Here is a 19,095-nt window from a genome sequence, read left to right on the forward strand (position 1 = left end):
GGCCCGCCCCGTTCGACCGCCAGGGCGTGTCGAACGACGACCTTCTCGACTTCACGCCGGAGCTGGCCGCCGAGGCGCGGCGCATCGCGTCCGAGTATCAGCTCGGCCCGATCTACACGCCCCCGATTCTGGCGGGCCAGGACGGTCTGCGCGCACTGTTGATGGTGCCGCAGATGACGGGCGGCGCGAACTGGCAGGGCGGTGCGGTGGACGCCGAGACAGGCATCCTCTACGTGGCCTCGGCCACCGCGCCGACCGTCGCGGGACTCATCAACGATCCGAACCGCTCGACCATGGACTACGTGGGCGGCGGCGGCAGGAGGAGCGCACGCGACGCGCGGCAGGGGTGCGGCGAGATCGGACCGCTGGGCCTCCCGCTCATCAAGCCGCCGTGGGGACGCATCACCGCCATCGATCTGAACACCGGCGACCATCTCTGGATGATTCCGAACGGCGACACCCCGGACTGCGTCCGCAACCACCCGGCCCTGAGCGGCGTCGACATCCCGCGCACCGGCAAGCCGGAGCGCAGCGGGATCCTCGTCACCAAGACGCTGGTCTTCGCCGGCGAGGGCGGCGGGCTCTTCGCCACTCCCACCTGGGCGGGCGGCGAGATGTTCTACGCCTACGACAAGCAGACCGGCGAGACGATCTGGGAGATGGAGCTGCCCAAGCGGCAGAGCGGCGTGCCGATGACGTACATGATCGACGGCAAGCAGTACATCGTGATGGCGATGAGCGCCCGCGGCGAGCCGGCGGAGCTGGTGGCCTTGACGCTGCCATAGGCGGTCTGCGCCGCGGACGAGGCAGATTCCCGCACGGCCCGGTTGCGGAGCGGAACCGGATCCGCAGCGCCGGGCCGAACGGACGATGTCTGCCGCTCCGGGGGCCATCCGATGGGTTCCGCATTTCGGGAGGTCGGCATGAGTGGATTGACTTCGACCGGGAAGCGACGGCGCCACGTGTCGGCAGCCGGGTTCGATGCGGCCGGGTGCATCGCCGAGCGAACGCCGCGACAGCTCCGCCGCGGGCTCGCGGCGGCCGGGGCGTTGCTCCTGCTGCTGCCGCCAATCGCCGCCGCGCAGACGGAGGCGAGCCGGTCCGACTCGTTCCGCCTCGAGGAAGCGACCATCGAGGGGATTCACCGGGCCATCCACGACGGCGACGTCAGTTGTGAAGGGCTGGTGCGGGCCTACGTCGAGCGCGCGAGGGCCTACAACGGCGCCTGCACGCAACTGGTCACCCTCGACGGCGCGCCCGTAGCGCCGGCGAGGGGCCCGGTTCGCGCCGGCTCGCCCGTCCGCTTTCCCACCGCCACCGTCCCGGTGTCGAGCATCCTTCCAGAGCTGGACCGGTACACCGGCATCCCGCTGGACCTCGGGAGAATGGAGCCCACTGTCTCCGATCCGGCCGTGCAGGCGCAGTACGGCATGGTGGCCGGCGTGCCGAACGCGGGCCAGATCAACGCGCTGAGCACGCTCAACCTGCGCGGCGAGCGCTCGGTGACCTGCGGGGGCGGTTGCGACGCGCATCCGTCGACGGGGGAGCTGCCGGCGAATTGCCCCGCGGTCTGCGAGGCGTTCCGCCGGCAGCCCGACGCGGTCGAGCGGGCGGTGGAGCTGGACACGCAGTACGGCATCGATCCCGATTTGGCCGAGCTGCCGATGTACTGCATCCCCCTGGCCTTCAAGGACGTCTACGACACACGGGACATGCGCACCACGACGGCGGCCGACATCGATTTCGCCATGGACGCGCCCCCTGCCGATGCGACCATCGTCGAGCGGCTGCGGGCGAAGGGCGCCATCATCTACGCCAAGGCCAACGCGACCGAGTTCAACGGCGGCATCGGAAACCCCGGCGGGCCGTCCGCCGCGACCGCCCGGTACCTGGGCTACTCGGAGCGGAGCACGTGGGGCGGCCAGGCCTGCAATCCCTACGACACCGAGCGCTCGCCGCGCGGCTCGAGCTCCGGGTCCGGCGTCGCGGTGGCGGCGAACCTCGTTACCTGCGCCTTCTGCGAGCAGACCGGGGGTTCCTGCAAGGGGCCGGCGTCGCGCAACGCCGTGGTCAGCCTGCTCACGACGAAAGGACTGATTCCCTACGGGGGAGCCGTCGGATCGAACCCGCTGGTGGATCGGGCGGGCCTCAACTGCCGCACGGTCGAGGATGCCGCCCTGGTGCTGGACGCGCTCCGCGATTCGGAGCTCGGCTACTTCGGTCCCCGCGACATCTACGCGGCCGTGCCGGAGGGGCTGGTCTCCACCGAGCCGTACGCCGACGCCGTCATCGAGGCCGTGCCGGAGGAAGGGGATGACGCTCCGGGCGAGAAGCCGCTGGCCGGCATGCGCATCGGGATCGTCCGCGAGTACATGGTCAAGCACACGCTGAACGACGCGGCGATCAGCGACCGGATCGACGACGAGATCAAGACCGTCCTCCGGGACCGGCTCGGGGCGACCGTGGTCGAGTCGGTCGACCCGCTCTATCCGAACGATCCGACCGTGCCGGACATGGAGTACACGTTCGAGGATGCGCTGGCCGAGGTCCTGCCCATCCACATGCCGGAGTACTTCCACAAGACGACCCCCGACGGCGGCCTGGAGTTCGCCGTGCCGGGTCACGACGTGACGTCGACCCGGTATCTGGTCCAGTTGGCGGAGGGCGACGCGCCGCTTTCGCCCCAGGTGAACCTGCGCCGCGTCGTTCTCTCACCTGCGTCGCGGAGCTTCGCCTTCCACATCGACCAGTACCTGGCCCGGCGGGGCGACGAGCGGGTCGCCGACATGGCTGGCCTGGACGCCAACACGAAGTACTTCTCGGCGGCGGCCGAGGCGGGCTCGGCGAACTGGGCCGTGCTCGACGACATCCGTGCGGAGGGCAACACCGAGCGGATGCAGATGCGCGCGGTGCTGCAGCTCGTGCTGGCCAGGGTGATGCGCGAGAACCGGCTCGACGTGCTGGTGAACCCCGAGAACACGCTGCCCCACCAGAAGGTCGGCGGCCCCAGCGAGCCCAGCGTCAACGGCCGCGGCGCGTCCGGGTCGACCCAGACCATCACCGCGCTCATCGGGGTGCCGGAGATCGTCGTGCCCGCCGGGTTCAACGACGTCGTCTACGAGCCCCGCTTCGTCCTGAACGCGGCCGGCGACCGGTACGACGCCGTTCCCGGCTCCGAGCGGTCGGTGCTGGATACGCCGTTGCCGATCAGCATGATGTTCTGGGCCGGACCCGGCGACGAGGCCGCGGTGCTGAGGGCGGCGTCCGCCTACGAGGCGGCCACCCGGCACCGGGCGCCGCCGCCCGACTTCGGCCCGCTCCCCGACGAGCCGTAGGGGGGCCGTTCCAGGAGCCCCGCGGGACTCGAAAGCGATGTGCCCGGCCTGGACTGCGCTGCTGTTACGTCTTCGCCCTGCCGGCGTGGCGCGCCCGACCGCCGTTCGGTTCCGTCCGAGTTCCGTCATCGCCGGGCGAACCGGTTGCGTCGCCCGGGTACGTGACGGTATCGAATGACACGACGTCGCGGGGCTCCGCGCTGATCTCAACCCCGATCAGATGAACCGAGAGGCCCGGTGCGCGGTACTTGTCGGCGTACCGGCGCGCCTGCAACTGGGCCAGGGCCGCGCCCTGCTCCGCGCGCTCCGCCACCTTGAACTCGAACAGGTAGACGTTCGCCCCCAGCCGCACCGCCATGTCGAGCCGGCCGTGGCTGGTAGCCTCCTCCACGGCCACGCCGTCCAGGGCGGCCTGGAACCAGGCGTAGAACACGCTCGACCAGTAGCCCTCGTAGCGGGCGACGTCGTTCCGTCGGTGCCAGTCGTGCGGAATACCCGCCAGCACCCGACGGAACAGCGCCTCAACGCCTGCCCAGTCGAGCGCCGCCAGCCGCCGCCGCAGCGCGCCGCCGTTGTCCGTCGACCGCCAGTTCGGCGCCAGCGCGTCCAGCAGGCTCTCGTTCAGGCCCCGCCGTACCTCCCGGTTCGGATACCCCAGCCGGTACAGGGACCGCCCGTCGCGTCGTTCCGCAGCCATGATCGTCAGGTAGCCGGTCTGGAAGAGCAGCGCTTCCGGCGCCATCACGTCCACGTCGAAGGCCGACAGCAGGGCGGCGCTGGCATGGATTCTCTCCAGATCGGGGGCCGCGAAGCCGCGCCGGATCAGCGTGTCCACCAGGAACCGCGGCGTCGCGGTCTCGAACCAGTGCGCCTCGAACTCGCGGCTGCGGAACAGCTTGAGCAGGGCGAAGGGGTTGTAGACAGTCTCCGCTCCCAGCCAACTGTAACCGTTGTACCAAGCGCGGACCTCGGCGCGGTCCAGGCCGGGCAGCTCCGGCGCGAACACGGCGTCCAGGTCCGCCTCGGTGTAACCGCAAATGGCCGAGTAGTCGGGATCCACGGTGAGGTCGATGAGGTTGTTGAGGTCCGAGAACAGGCTGACCCTCGAGAACTTGCTCACCCCTGTGATGAAGGTGAGCTCCACGTGGGCGTCGCAGCTCTTGACGGTGCCGTACAGCCCGCGAAGGTCGTCGCGATTGGCCCTTGCCACGTCAGGTTCGTCCAGTGCATCCAGGATCGGCTTGTCGTACTCGTCCACGAGCACCACGACCCGCCGGCCCGCGCGCTCGTGCAGTGCTTCGATCAGGCGGCGAAAACGCACGGGGGCGCTGCCGCTGCTCGTTCCGGCGCCGCTCCGCCTGCCGATGTCCTCGATCTGCGCGGCTGCGCTCTCCTCGAGCAGGCCGCGCCTCTTGAAGTTGCCGCCGCTGAAATCCAGCCGCACCACCGGGTGGCGACGCGACCAGTCCCAGCCGTCGTGGACGGCCAGGCCGCGGAACAGCGGCTCCCCGCCCTCGTACAGCTCCTTGAGCGTGTCCACGAACAGGCTCTTGCCGAACCGGCGCGGGCGCGAGAGGAAGTAGTGCTTGCCCGCGTCGTTCTCGATCCGCCGGGCGTAGGCGGTCTTGTCGACGTAGTAGTAGCCTTCCTCCCGGATCTGCCGGAAGGTCTGGATGCCGATGGGCAGCTTGCGCCTTCCCACGCGGGCATTCTAGCGGTCCGTCGCGCGTGAGCGGATGCGACGGATGATGATGGGGATGGCGGGGCGGTCCTGGACTAGAATCGCGTGAAGTGAGGCGCAAGAGGAGGAGCGGATCATGTCGAAGGGAACTCGCGGCATCGGCGGATCGCTTTGGCGGGAATCCGGTTTCGCGACGGGCGTGGTCCGGACGGCGATCGCCGGACTGATTGCGTTGGGTGGGTTGGCCGGCGGACCGGGCGTCGGCCCGGCGGGCGCCCAGGCCCCCGTGGCCGAGGGGGCCTTCACCTCGGATCAGGCGTCCGGCGGCTGGTCGGTCTACGGCGTGCAGTGCGAAGAGTGTCACGGACCGGCCCTGGAGGGCATGGTGCACGCGCCGCCTCTGTCGGGCGTGGACTTCCTGAACAGTTGGGTGGGGCAGACCACCGATGACCTGTTCGCCTACATGCGGGACACGATGCCCCCGGGGCAGGCCGGCTCGCTCAGCGATCAGGCCTACGTGGAGCTGGTGGCGTACCTGCTGGAGGCGAACGGCGCCGTGCCGGGCGATGGCGTGCTGACGGCGGATGCGGGGGTGCCGATCGGCGATGCGGCGGACATGGCGGAGGCGCGCCGCGCGGAGCAGGCGGGCGAGCGGGTGCGGCGGCGCGTGTCGCGCTTCATCAACCAGGAGGTGCCGCACGAGCTGACCCCGGTGACCGACGAGATGCTCGCCGACCCACCGCCCGGCGACTGGCTGAGCTGGCGGCGGACGCGCAACAGCCACGGCTACAGCACGCTCGATCAGGTGACGCGCGACAACGTCGCCGATCTGAAGCTCGCGTGGTCGATCGCGGTGCGGCCGGGCAACAACCAGACGACGCCGCTGGTGCACGACGGCGTGATGTTCCTGGCCAACCCGGGGAACGTGGTGCAGGCGATCGACGCGGCGACCGGCGACGTGATCTGGGTCTACCGCGCGCGGCTGCCGGAGGATGTGCGGGCCGGCGCCACCCGCACGCTGGCGCTCTACGGCGACAAGCTGTTCCTCGCGCGGGCGGACGCTTCCCTGGTCGCGCTCGACGCGCGAACCGGCGAGGAGGTGTGGCGGTCGGTCAAGACCGACTACACGCAGGGCTTCCGCCAGAACGCCGGCCCGGTCATCGCCAACGGCGTCGTCATCACCGGCACCAACGGCTGCGAGCGGTACACGGAGCAGAGCTGCTTCATCACCGGCCACGATCCGGACACCGGGGAAGAGCTGTGGCGCACGTCCACGATCGCGCTGCCCGGCGATCCGAACGACGCCTCGTGGGGCGATACGCCGCCGTACCTGCGCGCGGGCGGCGACGCCTGGATCCCGGGGAGCTACGATCCGGATCTGGGGCTCTTCTTCATCGGCACGGCGCAGGCGAAGCCGTGGGTGGCGGCCAGCCGCGGCATGACGACGCGGCAGGACGCGCTCTACACCAACTCGACGCTCGCGCTGAACCCGCGCAGCGGGCAGGTGCAGTGGTACTTCCAGCATGCACCGGGGGAGACGCTCGACCTCGACATCGTCTACGAGCGGGTGCTGGTGGATGCGGGCGAGGAGAAGTGGCTGTTCACGATCGGCAAGGACGGCATCCTCTGGAAGCTCGACCGGCGGACCGGCGCGCTCGTCGACCTGCGCGAGACGGTGCACCAGGACATCTTCGAATCGATCGACAAGACCACCGGGGAGCTGACCTACCGGGAGGACCTGCGGGACATCCCCATCGGCGAGCGGGTGTTCGCCTGCCCCAGCCTGCTGGGCGGCCACAACTGGCAGGCGTCGGCGTACCATCCCGGCGCTGGCGCCCTCGTCATTCCCCTCCACCAGGCGTGCATGCACCTGACCGGGCGCGAGGTGGAGTTCATCGAGGGGGGCGGCGGGACGGCCGGCCGCTACGAGCTGCTCGAGATGCCGGGCAGCGACGGCAACGTCGGCAAGCTGGCCGCCTACGACGTCCGGACGCTGGAGGAGCTGTGGAGCCACGAGCAGCGCACGCCGTTCCTGACGTCCGCGCTGACCACGGCGGGAGGACTGGTCTTCGCCGGTGACGGCGCCCGCTACTACCGCGCGTTCGACATCGAGACGGGCGACGTGCTCTGGGAGACGCGTCTGGCGGCGTCGGCGCACGGGTATCCGATCACCTACGAGGCGGGCGGGCGGCAGTACATTGCCGTGCCGGCGGCCCTGGGCGGCGTCTTCCGCAGCCTCACCGCCAAGCTCAGTCCGGAGGTCTATCAGCCGGAGGGCGGGAACGCGCTGTACGTTTTCGCTCTGCCGGAGTGACGCGGACCATTCCGGCGCCGAATCGCAGCGATTCCACCGGCATAGGTGGTTCTCCGCGCGGACCGGACGGCAGGTAGGGGCGGCCGGGAACGCCCTCACCGGTCGTCCGGCGTGGCGATGCGGTAGCCGACCCCGCGCTCGGTCAGGACGTAGGCCGGTCTGACCGCATCGTCGCCGAGCTTGCGGCGGAGCTTCTTCACCAGGGTCCGCACCAGTGTCGGATCGCCGGAATCCCGTCCGCTCCGCACCCGGCGCAACAGCGCCTCGGACGTCAGCACGCGCCCCGCGTTGACCGAGAGCACGCGGAGGAGCTCGTATTCGGCGGCGGTCAGACGCACCGGCCGCTCGGCTACGGTCACCTGGCGCTGCTCGTAGTGGATGGCCAGGTCTCCCAGCAGGAAGGGCTCCGGCTTCGCCCGCCGGCGCAGAGCCGCCCGCACTCTCGCCATCAGCTCCGTCGGGGAGAAGGGCTTGACGATGTAGTCGTCGGCGCCGAGCTCCAGGGCCCTGGCGATCGTCTCGTCCCTTCCGTAGCCGGAAACGAAGATGACCGGCAGATCGGCGAGATGGGGGATGCTCTGCATCAGCTCGATGCCATCGGTTCCCGGCAGCACCAGGTCCAGCAGGACCAATCGAGGCTTGTGCGTGGTCATCAGGTCCGACAGCTCCCGCGGATCGCCGGTCAGGATCGGGGAGAAGCCGGCCGGGACGAGCGCGTCCCGCACGTCGCGGAGCGTCTGCGGGTCGTCATCGACCACCAGGATGGGCGGACGCTCTCTCTGTTCCGCCGGCGAGTGCGAGCGGCTTGCGGCCGCGCCGGTCGCAGCGCCGCCGTCGGCTTCTTCGGCCACCGGAATCGTGAACGTGAACCGCGTTCCCTGGCCGGGGCCGCCGCTCTCGGCCCGGATGCGGCCCCCATGCGCCTCCACCAGCCCCTTGCAGATGGCCAGTCCCAAGCCGTAGCCGCCGGCCCTGCGGTCCCGGTCGCCGCCGGCAACGGCGTGCTTTCGGAACAGGTGCGGCAACTGCTCGGGAGTTACGCCCTGGCCTTCGTCCGACACCGAGATCGCCACGTGAACGCCATCCGGCGACGCGGCGACGCGGATGGGCGACACATCGGGAGAATGCCTCGACGCGTTCGAGAGCAGGTTGTTCAGCACCTGGACGATGCGCCGCCGGTCGGCCATCACCCGCGGCAGGTCCGCAGGCAGGTCGATGCGCACCGCCTGCCTGCCGCCGCCGCTGAGGAAGGTGCTTCTCGCCCGGTCCACCAGGCCGGCCACGTCCGATGGCTCCGGGGCGACCGACAGCGTGCCTGCCTCGATGCGTCCCGCGTCCAGGAGATCACCGATCAGGCCGAGCATATGGTCGGTCTGCTCGTCGATGATCCGGTGAAACTCTCGCAGCTCGGCGGGGTCCAGCTCCGGCGAGGGGCGCAGCAGAGCGGCGGCCGAGCCCTTGATCGAGGTCAGCGGCGCGCGCAGCTCGTGGCTCACCATGCCCAGGAACTCCGCCTGCAACCGCTCCAGCTCGCTCAGCGCCGCCAGGTCCTGCAGGGTGGCGACCACCGATTCGATCGCACCGTCCGCGGAACGAATCGGCGTGGCGTTCACCAGCAACCTCACGCTGCGGCCATCGGGGACCGACAGCACGATCTCCCCGGCGCGCATGATCCGGGCGTTGCTCGACAACGGCGCCAGGGAGTCGAGGGCGATCTCGCGTCCATCGGCGAGCCGGCACGTCATCGTCCGCAGCAGATCTCCCGGGGATTGGTCCGGCGGACCCAGTCGGTCGACAATCCGCCTCGCCTCCTGATTGAACGACACCGGCTCTCCCGTCCCGGCGTCGAATATCGCGACGCCCACCGGCGAGGTCTCGATCAGGGTCTCCAGGTCGGCCCGGGCCCGCTGCTCGTTCCGGTGCTTGCGCGCGTTGGCGATCGCCGTCGCCGCCTGCGACGCGAACAGCACGAGGACTTCCTGGTCCTCCCCCGTGAACTCCTGCCCGCCTGCCTCGTGCCCGAGGAAGAGGTTGCCGACGTGCTCGCCTCGATGGCGCATCGGCGTTGCCTGCATCGACACGGTCGGCAGCGGACCGGCCGGGATTCCCAGCGACCGGACGTATGCGGGGAAGTCCGACAACCGCACCGCTGGCGGCAGGTCGCGCAGGTGCTCGAAGAGCCGCCGCCCGCCGGGCCAGTCGGCGAGTCGCCGGTGTTCTTCGGCCGTGAAGCCGGAGCTGACGAAGTCGCGGGCCCGCCTGTCGTCGATCGTGGTGATCACACCGTAGCGGGCCCCGGTCAGCGCGCGCGCACTGTCGACCGCCTGCTGCAGGACGGTTGCCGGGTCGAGGCTGCCGCTGATGCGCAGAACGGCCTCGTGCAACCGGGAGGTGCGCTCCCGCAGCGCCTCGTTCTCTCGCCGCAGTGCGTCGGAGCTCTTCAAGGGCCACCCTTGCCGGACCGGGGTGAGCCCCGGCTCTGCCGCGCCATGCTTCGGCTCGATGGAGATGCCGATTCGCACCGCGCCCGCATCGAACGATAGCACCCCGGGCGGTGCATTTCTTGTCGAGAGTCTCGATAACGCCACAAAAGTGCACCGAAAGATCACGTCACGGTCACGCCCGCTGTGTAGCATTCCGCCGGTAGCGGCGGTGATCGGAGTGACCGGGGCTGGCAGTGTCGCTGGGTAGGAACATCAGACGATTGCGGGCGGTGACCGGCCTGCGGACGCAGAAGGCGTTGGCAGAGATGCTCGGCGTTCCGCAACCCCAGGTGTCGGACTGGGAGAACGATCGCTACTCCTCTCTCGAAATCTCCAGCCTGGTCAAAATCGCCAAGGTGTTCGGTTGCTCGGTGGACGCACTGCTCGCCGGCATAGACGCGGACTACGACCGCATCGGAACGGCCCCGGCCATGACCTTGCCCGACATCGCGGTGGTTGCAGAGGGGGATGTGCCGCCGGATGCAGTCACGACGCGGCACGAGCGCGCGCAGCGAAGGCCGGAGGTACTGCGGTGGTTGTCCCGCCCCAAGGACCTCGGCGATCCGCAGGCCTACGGGGTCGAGATTCTCGGCGACTCGATGCTTCCCGCCTACCGGCCGAACATGATCGCGATCGTGTCGCCCGAGCTGGAGGTGCTCGACGGCGACGAGGTCTACTGCCAACTGGCGTCGGGCGAGCGCGTGGTCAGGCTGATGCACAGGTGCAGGGGCGGCTGCATTCTCCGACCGTACAATCCGGCCCACAGCACGCGCGTGGTGCGGCGAGAAGAGATCGAGGCGATGCACGTAGTCGTGTACTCGCGTGCCTGCGACCGGTAGCGCCCCGAAACGCCTCGCCGGCTCGGCGTTCGGCCCAACCCTCCCGTTCCATGACCTTGCGCCGCAGGACTTCCGGACCGGCGCCGACGACAAACCCGGTACGCGGTATCCTATCGACTGCCGGCACACGGCCGGCCCCGGGTCCTCGCGTGCGGACGGTCGAAGCGTCATGGGGAATGCATGGTCGCGTTGGGTGCAGGCGCCGCAAAGCGTGCGGCTTCGCAAGGTCCTTTTCCAGGTGCACCTGTGGACCGGCATCGGCCTGGGCGCCTACGTGTTCGTGATCTGCTTGACCGGGAGCGTGCTGGTCTATCGGAACGAGCTGTACATCGCCTTCTCGCCGCAGCCGGTCATCGTGGACGGCGCGGGGGCGTCGCTGGCCGAGGACGCTCTGGAGCGCGCCGCCCGGCAGGCCTATCCCGGCCACGAAGTGCAGGAAGTGCGGCCGGGAGAGACCCCGAACCATGCCGTCCGGATCACCCTGACGCGCGACGGCGACCGGATACGACGGCTCTTCGACCCGTTCACGGGCGAGGATCTGGGAGATCCGCTGCCGCTGGGCTACCGCATCACCGCCTGGACGCTGGACCTGCACGACAATCTGCTCGCCGGACAGACCGGCCGGCGGGTGAACGGCGTCGGCGCGGTCTTCCTGCTCGTGCTGTCGCTGACCGGGGCCGTGATCTGGTGGCCCGGCATCCTGCGCTGGCGGCGCAGCCTGACCATCGACCGGCGAGCGGACTGGAACCGGTTCAACTGGCACGTCCACAGCGCGTTCGGCTTCTGGTGCTGGCCCTTCCTGTTCGTGTGGGCGGTCACGGGGGCCTACCTGTCGTACCCGGCCGCGTTCATGGCGGTGGTCGACTACCTGGAGCCGTTCGATCCGACCAGCTTCGAGGAGCGTGTCGGCGACCGGGTGATGTACTGGCTCGCCTACCTGCACTTCGGCCGGCTCGGGAACCGCGGCATCCCGGGCTGCGGGTCGCTCTGCAACGACACCACCAAGGCGATCTGGGCGCTGGCGGGTCTCGTGCCGCCCGCGCTGTTCGTCACCGGCGCGTACATGTGGTGGAACCGGGTGGTCCGGCGCTGGTTGAAGTCCGGCCCCGCCGCCTCCTGACTGGATGAGGTAATCCATGGCGAAGGCACAGTCCGACAAGCAGCGGAAGGCGGCCGACCGGAACGGGGGCTTCGTCTCCCGCGTCCTCAACGGCATAGAGGCGGCCGGCAATCGACTGCCGGACCCGGCGATGCTGTTCCTGCTGCTGCTGCTGCTGACCTGGATCGCCTCCGCGCTGCTCGCGCCTATCGAGTTCGCCGAGAGCGATCCGCGCACCGGCGAGCCGCTCCGCATCGCCAACCAGTTGACGGGCGCCGCCCTGACCACCTTCCTGGTGCAACTGGTGCCCACCTTCACCGGGTTCGCGCCGCTGGGCGTGGTGCTGGTGGCGTTGCTCGGCGTCGGGGTCGCCGAGAAGACCGGCTTCATCAACGCCGGCCTCAAGCTGCTGCTGGGCTTCACGTCGCGCAGCCTGCTGACCCCGATGCTGATTCTCGCGGCGATCGTCAGCCACAGCGCCGCCGACGCCGGCTACGTGCTGGTCATTCCCCTCGGCGGGGTCATCTTCTATGCGGCCGGCCGGCATCCCCTGGCCGGCATCTCGGCCGCCTTCGCCGGGGTTTCCGGCGGGTTCTCGGCCAACTTCATCCCCTCCGGCATCGACCCGCTGCTGCAGGGCTTCACCCAGCAGGCCGCGCAGATTCTCGATCCCGACCGCATGGTCAACCCGCTGAGCAACCTGGGGTTCACCGCCGTCTCGTCGCTGCTGGTCATCGGCGTCGGGTGGTATCTGACCGACCGCGTGATCGAGCCGCGCCTGCAGACGACGCCCATCGACGGCGACCCGGCGGAAATGCCGCAGATGGACGAGCTGACCGACCGGGACCGCCGCGGTTTCGGGGCCGGCGTCGGGGCGCTGGTCGCGGGCCTGCTGCTGCTGGCGCTGGCGGCCCTGCCGGCCGGATCGCCGCTGCGCGGACCGGACGGCTCGCTCACCAGCTTCGCGGCCCCGCTGATGGGCATGATGGTGCCCCTCATCTTCCTCCTGTTCCTGATACCGGGGGTGGTGCACGGCTACGTGGCCGGCACGGTAAAGACCCATCGCGACATCGTCGCGGGCATGACCGCCGCCATGGGCACGATGGCCTACTACCTGGTGATGGCCTTCTTCGCCGCCCAGTTCATCGCCGCGTTCAACAATTCCAACGTCGGCCTGCTGATCGCGCTCAAGGGCGCCAACTTCCTGCGCGACCTGAACCTGCCCGCCCAGGTGACGGTGGTCGGCATCGTGCTGCTGACCGCGGTCGTCAACCTGTTCGTCGGCTCGGCCTCTGCCAAGTGGGCGTTGCTGTCGAGCATCTTCGTGCCGATGCTGATGGGGCTCGGCATCGCTCCCGAGCTGACGCAGGCCGCCTACCGCGTCGGCGACAGCGTGACCAACATCGTCACGCCCCTGATGCCGTACTTCCCCCTGGTCGTGGTCTTCAGCCAGCGGTACGTCAAGTCCACCGGCATCGGCACCGTCGTGTCGCTGATGCTGCCCTACTGCGTCGTGCTCCTGGTTTCCTGGACCGTGTTCCTGATCGGCTACTGGATGCTCGGTCTGCCGCTGGGGCTCCAGGCCGCCTACACGTATCCCTGATCCGCCTCGACCGGGCGAACGGTGCCGTGGTCGTAGTCGGCCGAATGTGGCAGGATGGATGCATGGCTGCCAGCAGCCCGTCGATGACGCCGTCGGCCACCTCGCAGGAGGCCCTGCACGCGCTCCTGCGCGAGGTGCTGCCGCCGCAGGGAGGCTGGAGCGACGAGGAGTACCTGTGGCTCACGGATCGCTGCAATCGCCTGATCGAGTTCACGGACGGCCACGTGCAGGAACTCGCGATGCCGACGTTCACCCACCAGGCCGTTCTCGCGTTCCTCTATCGCCTGTTCCACGCGTACCTGGAGCCGCACGGCGGCGTCGTGATGTTCTCGGCCTTGCGGATGCGCATCCGCGAGGGCAAGTTCCGCGAGCCCGATCTGCTGCTTCTCCGCGATCGCTCCGACGCCCGGTGCCGGGACCGCTACTGGCTGGGCGCGGACCTCGTGGTCGAGGTCGTGAGCCCGGACGATCCGGACCGGGACCTGGTCGAGAAGCGCGCCGACTACGCCGAGGCGGGCATTCCGGAGTACTGGATCGTCGATCCCCGTGACGCGACGATCACCGTGCTCGCGCTGGAGGGCGACGCCTACGTCGAGCACGGCGTGTTCGCCGCGGGCGGCTCCGCCGGGTCACGGCTTCTGCAGGGATTCGCCGCGGACGTGACGGCCGTGTTCGACGCGCCGAAGGCCGGCGCCTGACCACCGGGGGCGCGTCAACGCGCTGTCACCGTGCCCCGGACATTCCCCTGAACGCCAGCTTCTGCATGCCCGCGCCGGTCGCCGCCACATAGAGATTGCCCTGCGAATCGGTCGCGATGTGGTGGCCGGCGCCCAGGATGCCCGCGGGGCGGACCGTGCCGAGGATCTCGAGCGTCGCGCGGTCGACGACGACGATGCCGTCATCGCCGCCCACGTAGAGGAACTGCTGTCCGGGGTCCGCGGACAGTTCCAGATTGCGCGCGAAGGGCGCGTCGGGGGTGATCACCTGGCCCACGAACGCGCCGCCCAGCGTGAAGACCTGCACGCGGCGGTGTTCGCGGTCGGCCGCATACACCATGCCGTCGTTCGACACCCGGATGGCGTGGAGGACGTTGAAATGCGGAGGACCCGGATCCGGGAAGCTGGTCGGGTTCTGCACCTGGCACTGGTCGTCGTCCACCGGGGTGTCGCCGAACGCTCCCCACCGCCGCTTGAAGCGGCCGGTCTCGGCGTCGAACACGGCGACGCGGCGGTTGCCATAGCCGTCGGCCACGAACACCTCGTTGGTCGGCGGATGGACCTGCTGGTCCGCCGGCCGGTGGAGGTTCATCATGTCGGCATTGCCGCTGCTTCCGTCGCTGCGGCCGATCTGCATGACGAACGTGCCGTCCTGCGTGAACTTCAGCAACTGGTCGTCGTTGACCGGCTCGACCCGCGGCACGTCGTTGGTGGGGCAGTTGTTGCCGCCCAGCCAGACGAAGCCCTCGTGATCGATGTGGAGGCCGTGCTCCCGCTGGGGCCACTCGTAGCCGTCTCCCGGACCGCCCCACGCCTTGATGAAGTTCCCCGCCGTGTCGAAGACGACGATCGGCGGCGCCGCCATCGCGTCGTCCTCGGGCGGGAGCGTCAGCGGGCGGTGCAGGACCCAGACGTTGTCCTCGGCATCGATGGCGATGCTGGATGGAGCGCCCAGCCGCATCCCGGCCGGCAGCGTGGGCCACGTCGCGTCCACCTCGAAGACTGGCAGGCTGCGATCCTGGGCAGTCGCCGTCCCGCCGGCCGGCGCCGAACCGGACAGCCATGCCGGCCCCACGCCGGCGACGGCCACGAGCATCGCCATGAGAACCGCGCGACGCAATCTTCTGCTCCGCATGAGCGCCTCCCTCCTCAGCGCATGAGGGCGACGACTATAGCACGGCGCCTGCGGCGAGCCCCTGGACGCGTTGCTCGAGCGCCGCGAGCGTCTGGCGCGCCGCGGCGATCAACTCGTCGAGGGTGTCATCGGTCCGGTTGCCGTCCTGCGAGACATCCGGGTCGGCGGCGACACGCGCGGCGCGTTCGGCCCGCGCGGCGGCGCGGGATACGTCGTCATCGTGAGTTCCCGGGAACCGGTCGCCGTTCAGGCGTTCGGCGGCCGTCGACAGGGCGCGCGCGGCGCGGCCGAGCACGTCGAGGACAGCGCGGTTGGCGGTCACGTGCGCCGTGATCGCGAGGTCGTGGAGGGCGTTGTGGGCGTCGCTCTCGGCGTTGGACGCGCGGATGAGCACCCCTTGTCTCGCCAGCATGTGGTTGCTGTTGCCCCGCAGGCGGCGTATGCGGCTGGCGTAGCGTCGGAACCGCGCCGCGCGCTCGCGGGCGTCGGCGGCGCCGGCGATGCCGACCGCCTCGACATAGGCCGCGTTGGCGGCGGACAACCCGGACCGCGCCCGCCAAGCCCTGGCGTACGCGGCGACGAGGCCGTCGAAGTAGACGAGGCCGGTGTTGCCGCGTCTGTCGGTCTCGCACCGGTAACCGTTGTCGCAACGAACCGCGAGCGCATCGACCTCGCGCAGCGCCGCGTGGTAGCGCGCGTAGGCGGCGTCGCGGGCCCGGTCGGGGGCGTCGAAGGCGCGCCGGGCTACCACGGCGGCCTCGAGGACGGCTCCGGCGGCCCGGATCGTCTCGTCGCGCTCCCCGGCGCTCTCGATCCCGGCGACGGCGCGATCGACGGCCTCGAAGGCGCGTCGCTCGGCGCCGGGCGGTTGCGCGGCAGCCGCCGCGGCCGGCAGGATGGCGGCTATCACCAATACCGCGATTCTCGCTGGCCCGGTCATCGCCGATGCCCTCGCGCGGGTTCACCGCGGATCCGGAGTGTCGCAGTCGAACAGGCGATCGTCCGATTGTAGGGGAGGTTCGTGGAGGAATCCTACTCCCGCAGAATCTGCAGGACGTCGTCGAGGGGCTTGCGGCGCAGGTCGGGTACCCGCGCGTCGGCGGCAGGATAGCCCACCGGTATCAGCAGACACGCCGCCTCGTTGTCCGGACGCTGCAGGATCTCCCGGAGGAATCCCATCGGGCTGGGGGTGTGCGTCAGCGCCACCAGTCCCGCCTGGTGCACGGCGGTCAGGAACAGGCCGGCCGCGATGCCGACCGACTCGGACACATAGTAGTGGCGGACGTGCTCGCCGTCCGGCCCCAGGCCGTAGTTCTGGCGGAAGAGGACCACCAGCCAGGGGGCAATCTCGAGGAACGGCTTGTGCTCGTCCGTGCCCAGCGGCTCCAGCGCGCGCAGCCATTCGTCCGGCATCCGCCCCCCGTAGTTCTCGTGCTCCTCGCGCTCGGCGGCGATGCGGATGCGCCGCTTGACGGCCGGATCCGAGACCGCCACGAACGTCCACGGCTGCCGGTGCGCGCCCGACGGCGCCGTGGATGCCGCCCGCACCAGATCCTCGATCACCCCGGCCGGCACCCGTGCCGGACTGAAGTCCCGCACCGTTCGGCGCCGGTTCATCACCTCGAAGAAGCGGCGCGCCCGCGCGGCGACCTCCGGGAGCGAGGGCTTCTCATACTGCAGCGGAATGAGTTTCGGCTTCATGGCAGGTTGCGCGCCAGCCAGCACGCGCGATCATCCCTTTTCGGAACGGCGTCAGGGCGAGGGAGGCGCGCCGCGCAGATCGTCGAGTGGCGTCACGTCCACCGCACCCGGCTGCGCAGCAGCATCCAGAGCACAATCGGACCGCCCACCGCGCCGGTCACGGCGTTGACGTGCAGCAGATGGCGGCTCCATGGCAGGTGGGTGACGAGGTCGGCGCCAAGGGCCAGTGCGGCGCCGCCGATCGTCACCGCCGGCATGAGCACGCGATGGTCGGCCGTCGACAGGAGCAGCCGGCACGCGTGAGGGACCAGGATGCCGAGAAACGCAATCGGCCCGCAAAAGGCGGTGACGGTGCCCGCGAGCAGCGCCGCAACGCCGAGGCCGACGCGGCGGGCCCGCGTCACGTCGAGGCCGAGACTGGCCGCGTACCGATCGCCCAGCAGCAGCGTGTTCAGCGACTTGACCATGGCGAACGCCGCGAGACAGGCCATCCCGATGAGCGGCGTGAAGACGTACAGGCGTGTGTAGCCGATGCCCGTGAAGTTGCCGTCGAACCACGCCGAGAACGCACGCCCGACCGCCTCGTCCGGCGCAAGATGCAGGACGATGCTGATCAGGCCCTGGCAGGTGAAGCCCAGCACGACACCCGTGACGAGCAGCGTGACGCTCGTCACCCGCGGTGCGGCGGCGGCCAATCCCGCCATCAGCGCCGCGGCGCCGAGGCCGGCCGTCACGATGTACGCAAGGTCCCCGGCCGCGCCGAGCGACGCCAGCAGGTCCGTCCCGAACCAGCTCACCGCCACCACCATGATTGCCACGCCGAGACCGGCGCCGTTGACGACGCCGAGCACCCACGGATCGGCGAGGGGGTTCCTGAAGAGCGTCTGCAGCAGCAGGCCGGTCATGCCGATGCCCGCCCCGGCAAGCACGGCTGCCCAGGCCCGTGGCAGACGGAAGTCGAGCACGATTCGAGTCCACGAAGCCCGTTCCGGCACGTCTCCGGTGAAGATGTCCACAAGGGCGCTCATCGGAATCGGCACGACCCCGATGGTGAGCTCGAGGATGAAGAGCAGTAGTACGAGGCCCCCGAGCGCCAGGTAGACGGTTGCCGGTGGGAGCGCCGCGGGCGGGGCGGCGATGCCCGCAGCCGGTTTCAGCGCCGCAACACGTGCATCCGACACGTCAGGGCGTCTCCCGTGACCGTGCGACCCACGAGGCCAGACTCTGATGAAAAACGAGTTCGTGGTCGGGCAACACCTCGGGGTGCAGGATCCTGATGTGGTCGGCCAGATCCCATTGGGGATAGAGGAGTCCCATGTCCCAGTAGGGATTCGGGCTACCGGGCGAACCCCCGTGCTTGAGATAGACCGCACCCCGCCGCAGCATCGGGAGCTGACGTGTGTACGGATTCGTGGCGATCAGATCGAGAAGGTCCCGGCGGCCGACTTGCGCGTCGGTCAACAACCAGACGTCGGCGTCGAGACCCCGATCATAGGCGACCTCCATGTGGTGCACGAACTGGTTGGACACGGAATCGTTGTCGTCGAGGACGAAATCGCCGCCGGCATCGGCTATCATTCGGGCCGACGCGTTGCGCCCGCCCGGCGTCCACCAGCCATCGCCCGCCGGCATATCCACGAAGACCCGCGGACGCGCCGAGACGTTGCGGGCCTTGGCGGCCAATGCGTCGTATTCCGACTCTACGCGAGCAAAGTGTGCCTCGGCCTCGGCTTCCTTGTTGAACAGCATTGCGAAGAACTTGATCCACTCCGCCCGGCCGAGCGGCGTCTCCTCGAGCCGCTCGACAGGCAGCAGATTCGTGATGCCGAGCGCGCGGTACCGCTCGTAGCCCCGCATGATCGCCATGTACGGCGCGTAGCTGAGAAAGACATCCGGTTCGAGGGCCGCGGCCTGCTCCTCGGAGCGATGCCGGCGTATGCGGCCCTCGTCGATCAGGCGCACCAGGCCGGGCGACGTCGCGTGATCGATGCTGCCGCCCAGGGACAGGAGCCGATCCGATACCCCCAGGAGGTCCGAGATCCCGCCGTAGTGGTAGTTCTGCGCCGACCATCGGCGCACCGGGACCCACACCAGCACCGCGTCGGGATAGCCGGCGGGCCGAGGGGTGCCGCGCTGCACCATGAGGACCTGCTGCCGCTGGCCGCCCATGCCTTCGAGCACGATGTCCG

The 19,095-nt window shown here is 69.9% G+C and carries 13 protein-coding genes; 6 read left to right on the forward strand and 7 right to left on the reverse strand.

Translation table 11 applies throughout. The features are described from left to right. Window positions 1–923: 923 nt before the first annotated feature. The gene (locus F4X11_00150) at window positions 924–3,335 is read left to right on the forward strand and encodes an amidase (protein MYN63437.1); all 2,412 of its coding nucleotides are present in this window, start codon (window positions 924–926) and stop codon (window positions 3,333–3,335) included. Window positions 3,336–3,399: 64 nt separating this feature from the next. Here F4X11_00150 and F4X11_00155 read toward each other — a convergent pair whose 3' ends face one another. Continuing rightward, window positions 3,400–5,037 (reverse strand): AAA family ATPase, encoded by a 1,638-nt coding sequence (locus tag F4X11_00155; GenBank protein ID MYN63438.1) that lies wholly within the window; start codon window positions 5,035–5,037, stop codon window positions 3,400–3,402. Window positions 5,038–5,152: 115 nt separating this feature from the next. On the opposite strand from F4X11_00155, the gene F4X11_00160 reads away from it, so the two are divergent. Continuing rightward, window positions 5,153–7,330: a PQQ-binding-like beta-propeller repeat protein gene (locus tag F4X11_00160; GenBank protein MYN63439.1), complete on the forward strand. Its 2,178-nt coding sequence runs from the start codon at window positions 5,153–5,155 to the stop codon at window positions 7,328–7,330. Between the two features lie 95 nt (window positions 7,331–7,425). Here F4X11_00160 and F4X11_00165 read toward each other — a convergent pair whose 3' ends face one another. Beyond that, window positions 7,426–9,966, reverse strand: coding sequence for a response regulator (locus tag F4X11_00165; GenBank protein ID MYN63440.1), 2,541 nt, complete (start codon window positions 9,964–9,966; stop codon window positions 7,426–7,428). Between the two features lie 77 nt (window positions 9,967–10,043). On the opposite strand from F4X11_00165, the gene F4X11_00170 reads away from it, so the two are divergent. The 4 genes from F4X11_00170 (at window position 10,044) to F4X11_00185 (ending at window position 14,052) form a co-directional block, all read left to right on the forward strand. Further along, window positions 10,044–10,652 (forward strand): helix-turn-helix domain-containing protein, encoded by a 609-nt coding sequence (locus F4X11_00170; GenBank protein MYN63441.1) that lies wholly within the window; start codon window positions 10,044–10,046, stop codon window positions 10,650–10,652. A gap of 169 nt (window positions 10,653–10,821) precedes the next feature. Then, a complete protein-coding gene (locus F4X11_00175) occupies window positions 10,822–11,772 on the forward strand; it encodes a PepSY domain-containing protein (protein ID MYN63442.1) in 951 nt (316 codons plus the stop codon). A 16-nt stretch (window positions 11,773–11,788) separates the two neighbouring features. Beyond that, window positions 11,789–13,354: an AbgT family transporter gene (locus tag F4X11_00180; GenBank protein ID MYN63443.1), complete on the forward strand. Its 1,566-nt coding sequence runs from the start codon at window positions 11,789–11,791 to the stop codon at window positions 13,352–13,354. Between the two features lie 83 nt (window positions 13,355–13,437). Further along, window positions 13,438–14,052 (forward strand): Uma2 family endonuclease, encoded by a 615-nt coding sequence (locus F4X11_00185; GenBank protein MYN63444.1) that lies wholly within the window; start codon window positions 13,438–13,440, stop codon window positions 14,050–14,052. Between the two features lie 25 nt (window positions 14,053–14,077). Here the strand turns inward: F4X11_00185 and F4X11_00190 are convergent, their stop codons facing one another. From F4X11_00190 to F4X11_00210, 5 genes are all read right to left on the reverse strand, one after another. Beyond that, entirely contained in the window at window positions 14,078–15,205 is a 1,128-nt protein-coding gene (locus F4X11_00190; protein ID MYN63445.1) for a hypothetical protein, read from the reverse strand. A gap of 34 nt (window positions 15,206–15,239) precedes the next feature. Then, complete coding sequence (locus tag F4X11_00195; protein ID MYN63446.1) at window positions 15,240–16,118, reverse strand: hypothetical protein; 879 nt, start codon at window positions 16,116–16,118, stop codon at window positions 15,240–15,242. Window positions 16,119–16,237: 119 nt separating this feature from the next. Continuing rightward, on the reverse strand, window positions 16,238–16,906 hold the full coding sequence (locus F4X11_00200) for a nitroreductase family protein (GenBank protein ID MYN63447.1): 669 nt from the start codon (window positions 16,904–16,906) through the stop codon (window positions 16,238–16,240). A gap of 92 nt (window positions 16,907–16,998) precedes the next feature. After that, window positions 16,999–18,315, reverse strand: coding sequence for an iron ABC transporter permease (locus F4X11_00205; GenBank protein MYN63448.1), 1,317 nt, complete (start codon window positions 18,313–18,315; stop codon window positions 16,999–17,001). Then, window positions 18,089–19,095: ABC transporter substrate-binding protein (locus F4X11_00210; GenBank protein MYN63449.1), on the reverse strand; the 1,007-nt coding region annotated here is incomplete at its 5' end. The genes F4X11_00205 and F4X11_00210, both read right to left, overlap by 227 nt.

It is taken from the genome of Acidobacteriota bacterium (assembly GCA_009861545.1).
GTDB lineage: Bacteria > Acidobacteriota > Vicinamibacteria > Vicinamibacterales > UBA8438 > WTFV01.

Excerpts from the sequence above, each read along its gene's own strand:
- F4X11_00180 (MYN63443.1), top strand. The coding sequence starts at position 11,789 with ATGGCGAAGGCACAGTCCGACAAGCAGCGGAAGGCGGCCGACCGGAAC.
- F4X11_00185 (MYN63444.1), top strand. The coding sequence starts at position 13,438 with ATGACGCCGTCGGCCACCTCGCAGGAGGCCCTGCACGCGCTCCTGCGC.
- F4X11_00175 (MYN63442.1), top strand. The coding sequence starts at position 10,822 with ATGGGGAATGCATGGTCGCGTTGGGTGCAGGCGCCGCAAAGCGTGCGG.
- F4X11_00190 (MYN63445.1), bottom strand. The coding sequence starts at position 15,205 with ATGCGGAGCAGAAGATTGCGTCGCGCGGTTCTCATGGCGATGCTCGTG.
- F4X11_00200 (MYN63447.1), bottom strand. The coding sequence starts at position 16,906 with ATGAAGCCGAAACTCATTCCGCTGCAGTATGAGAAGCCCTCGCTCCCG.
- F4X11_00150 (MYN63437.1), top strand. The coding sequence starts at position 924 with ATGAGTGGATTGACTTCGACCGGGAAGCGACGGCGCCACGTGTCGGCA.
- F4X11_00160 (MYN63439.1), top strand. The coding sequence starts at position 5,153 with ATGTCGAAGGGAACTCGCGGCATCGGCGGATCGCTTTGGCGGGAATCC.
- F4X11_00165 (MYN63440.1), bottom strand. The coding sequence starts at position 9,966 with ATGCTACACAGCGGGCGTGACCGTGACGTGATCTTTCGGTGCACTTTT.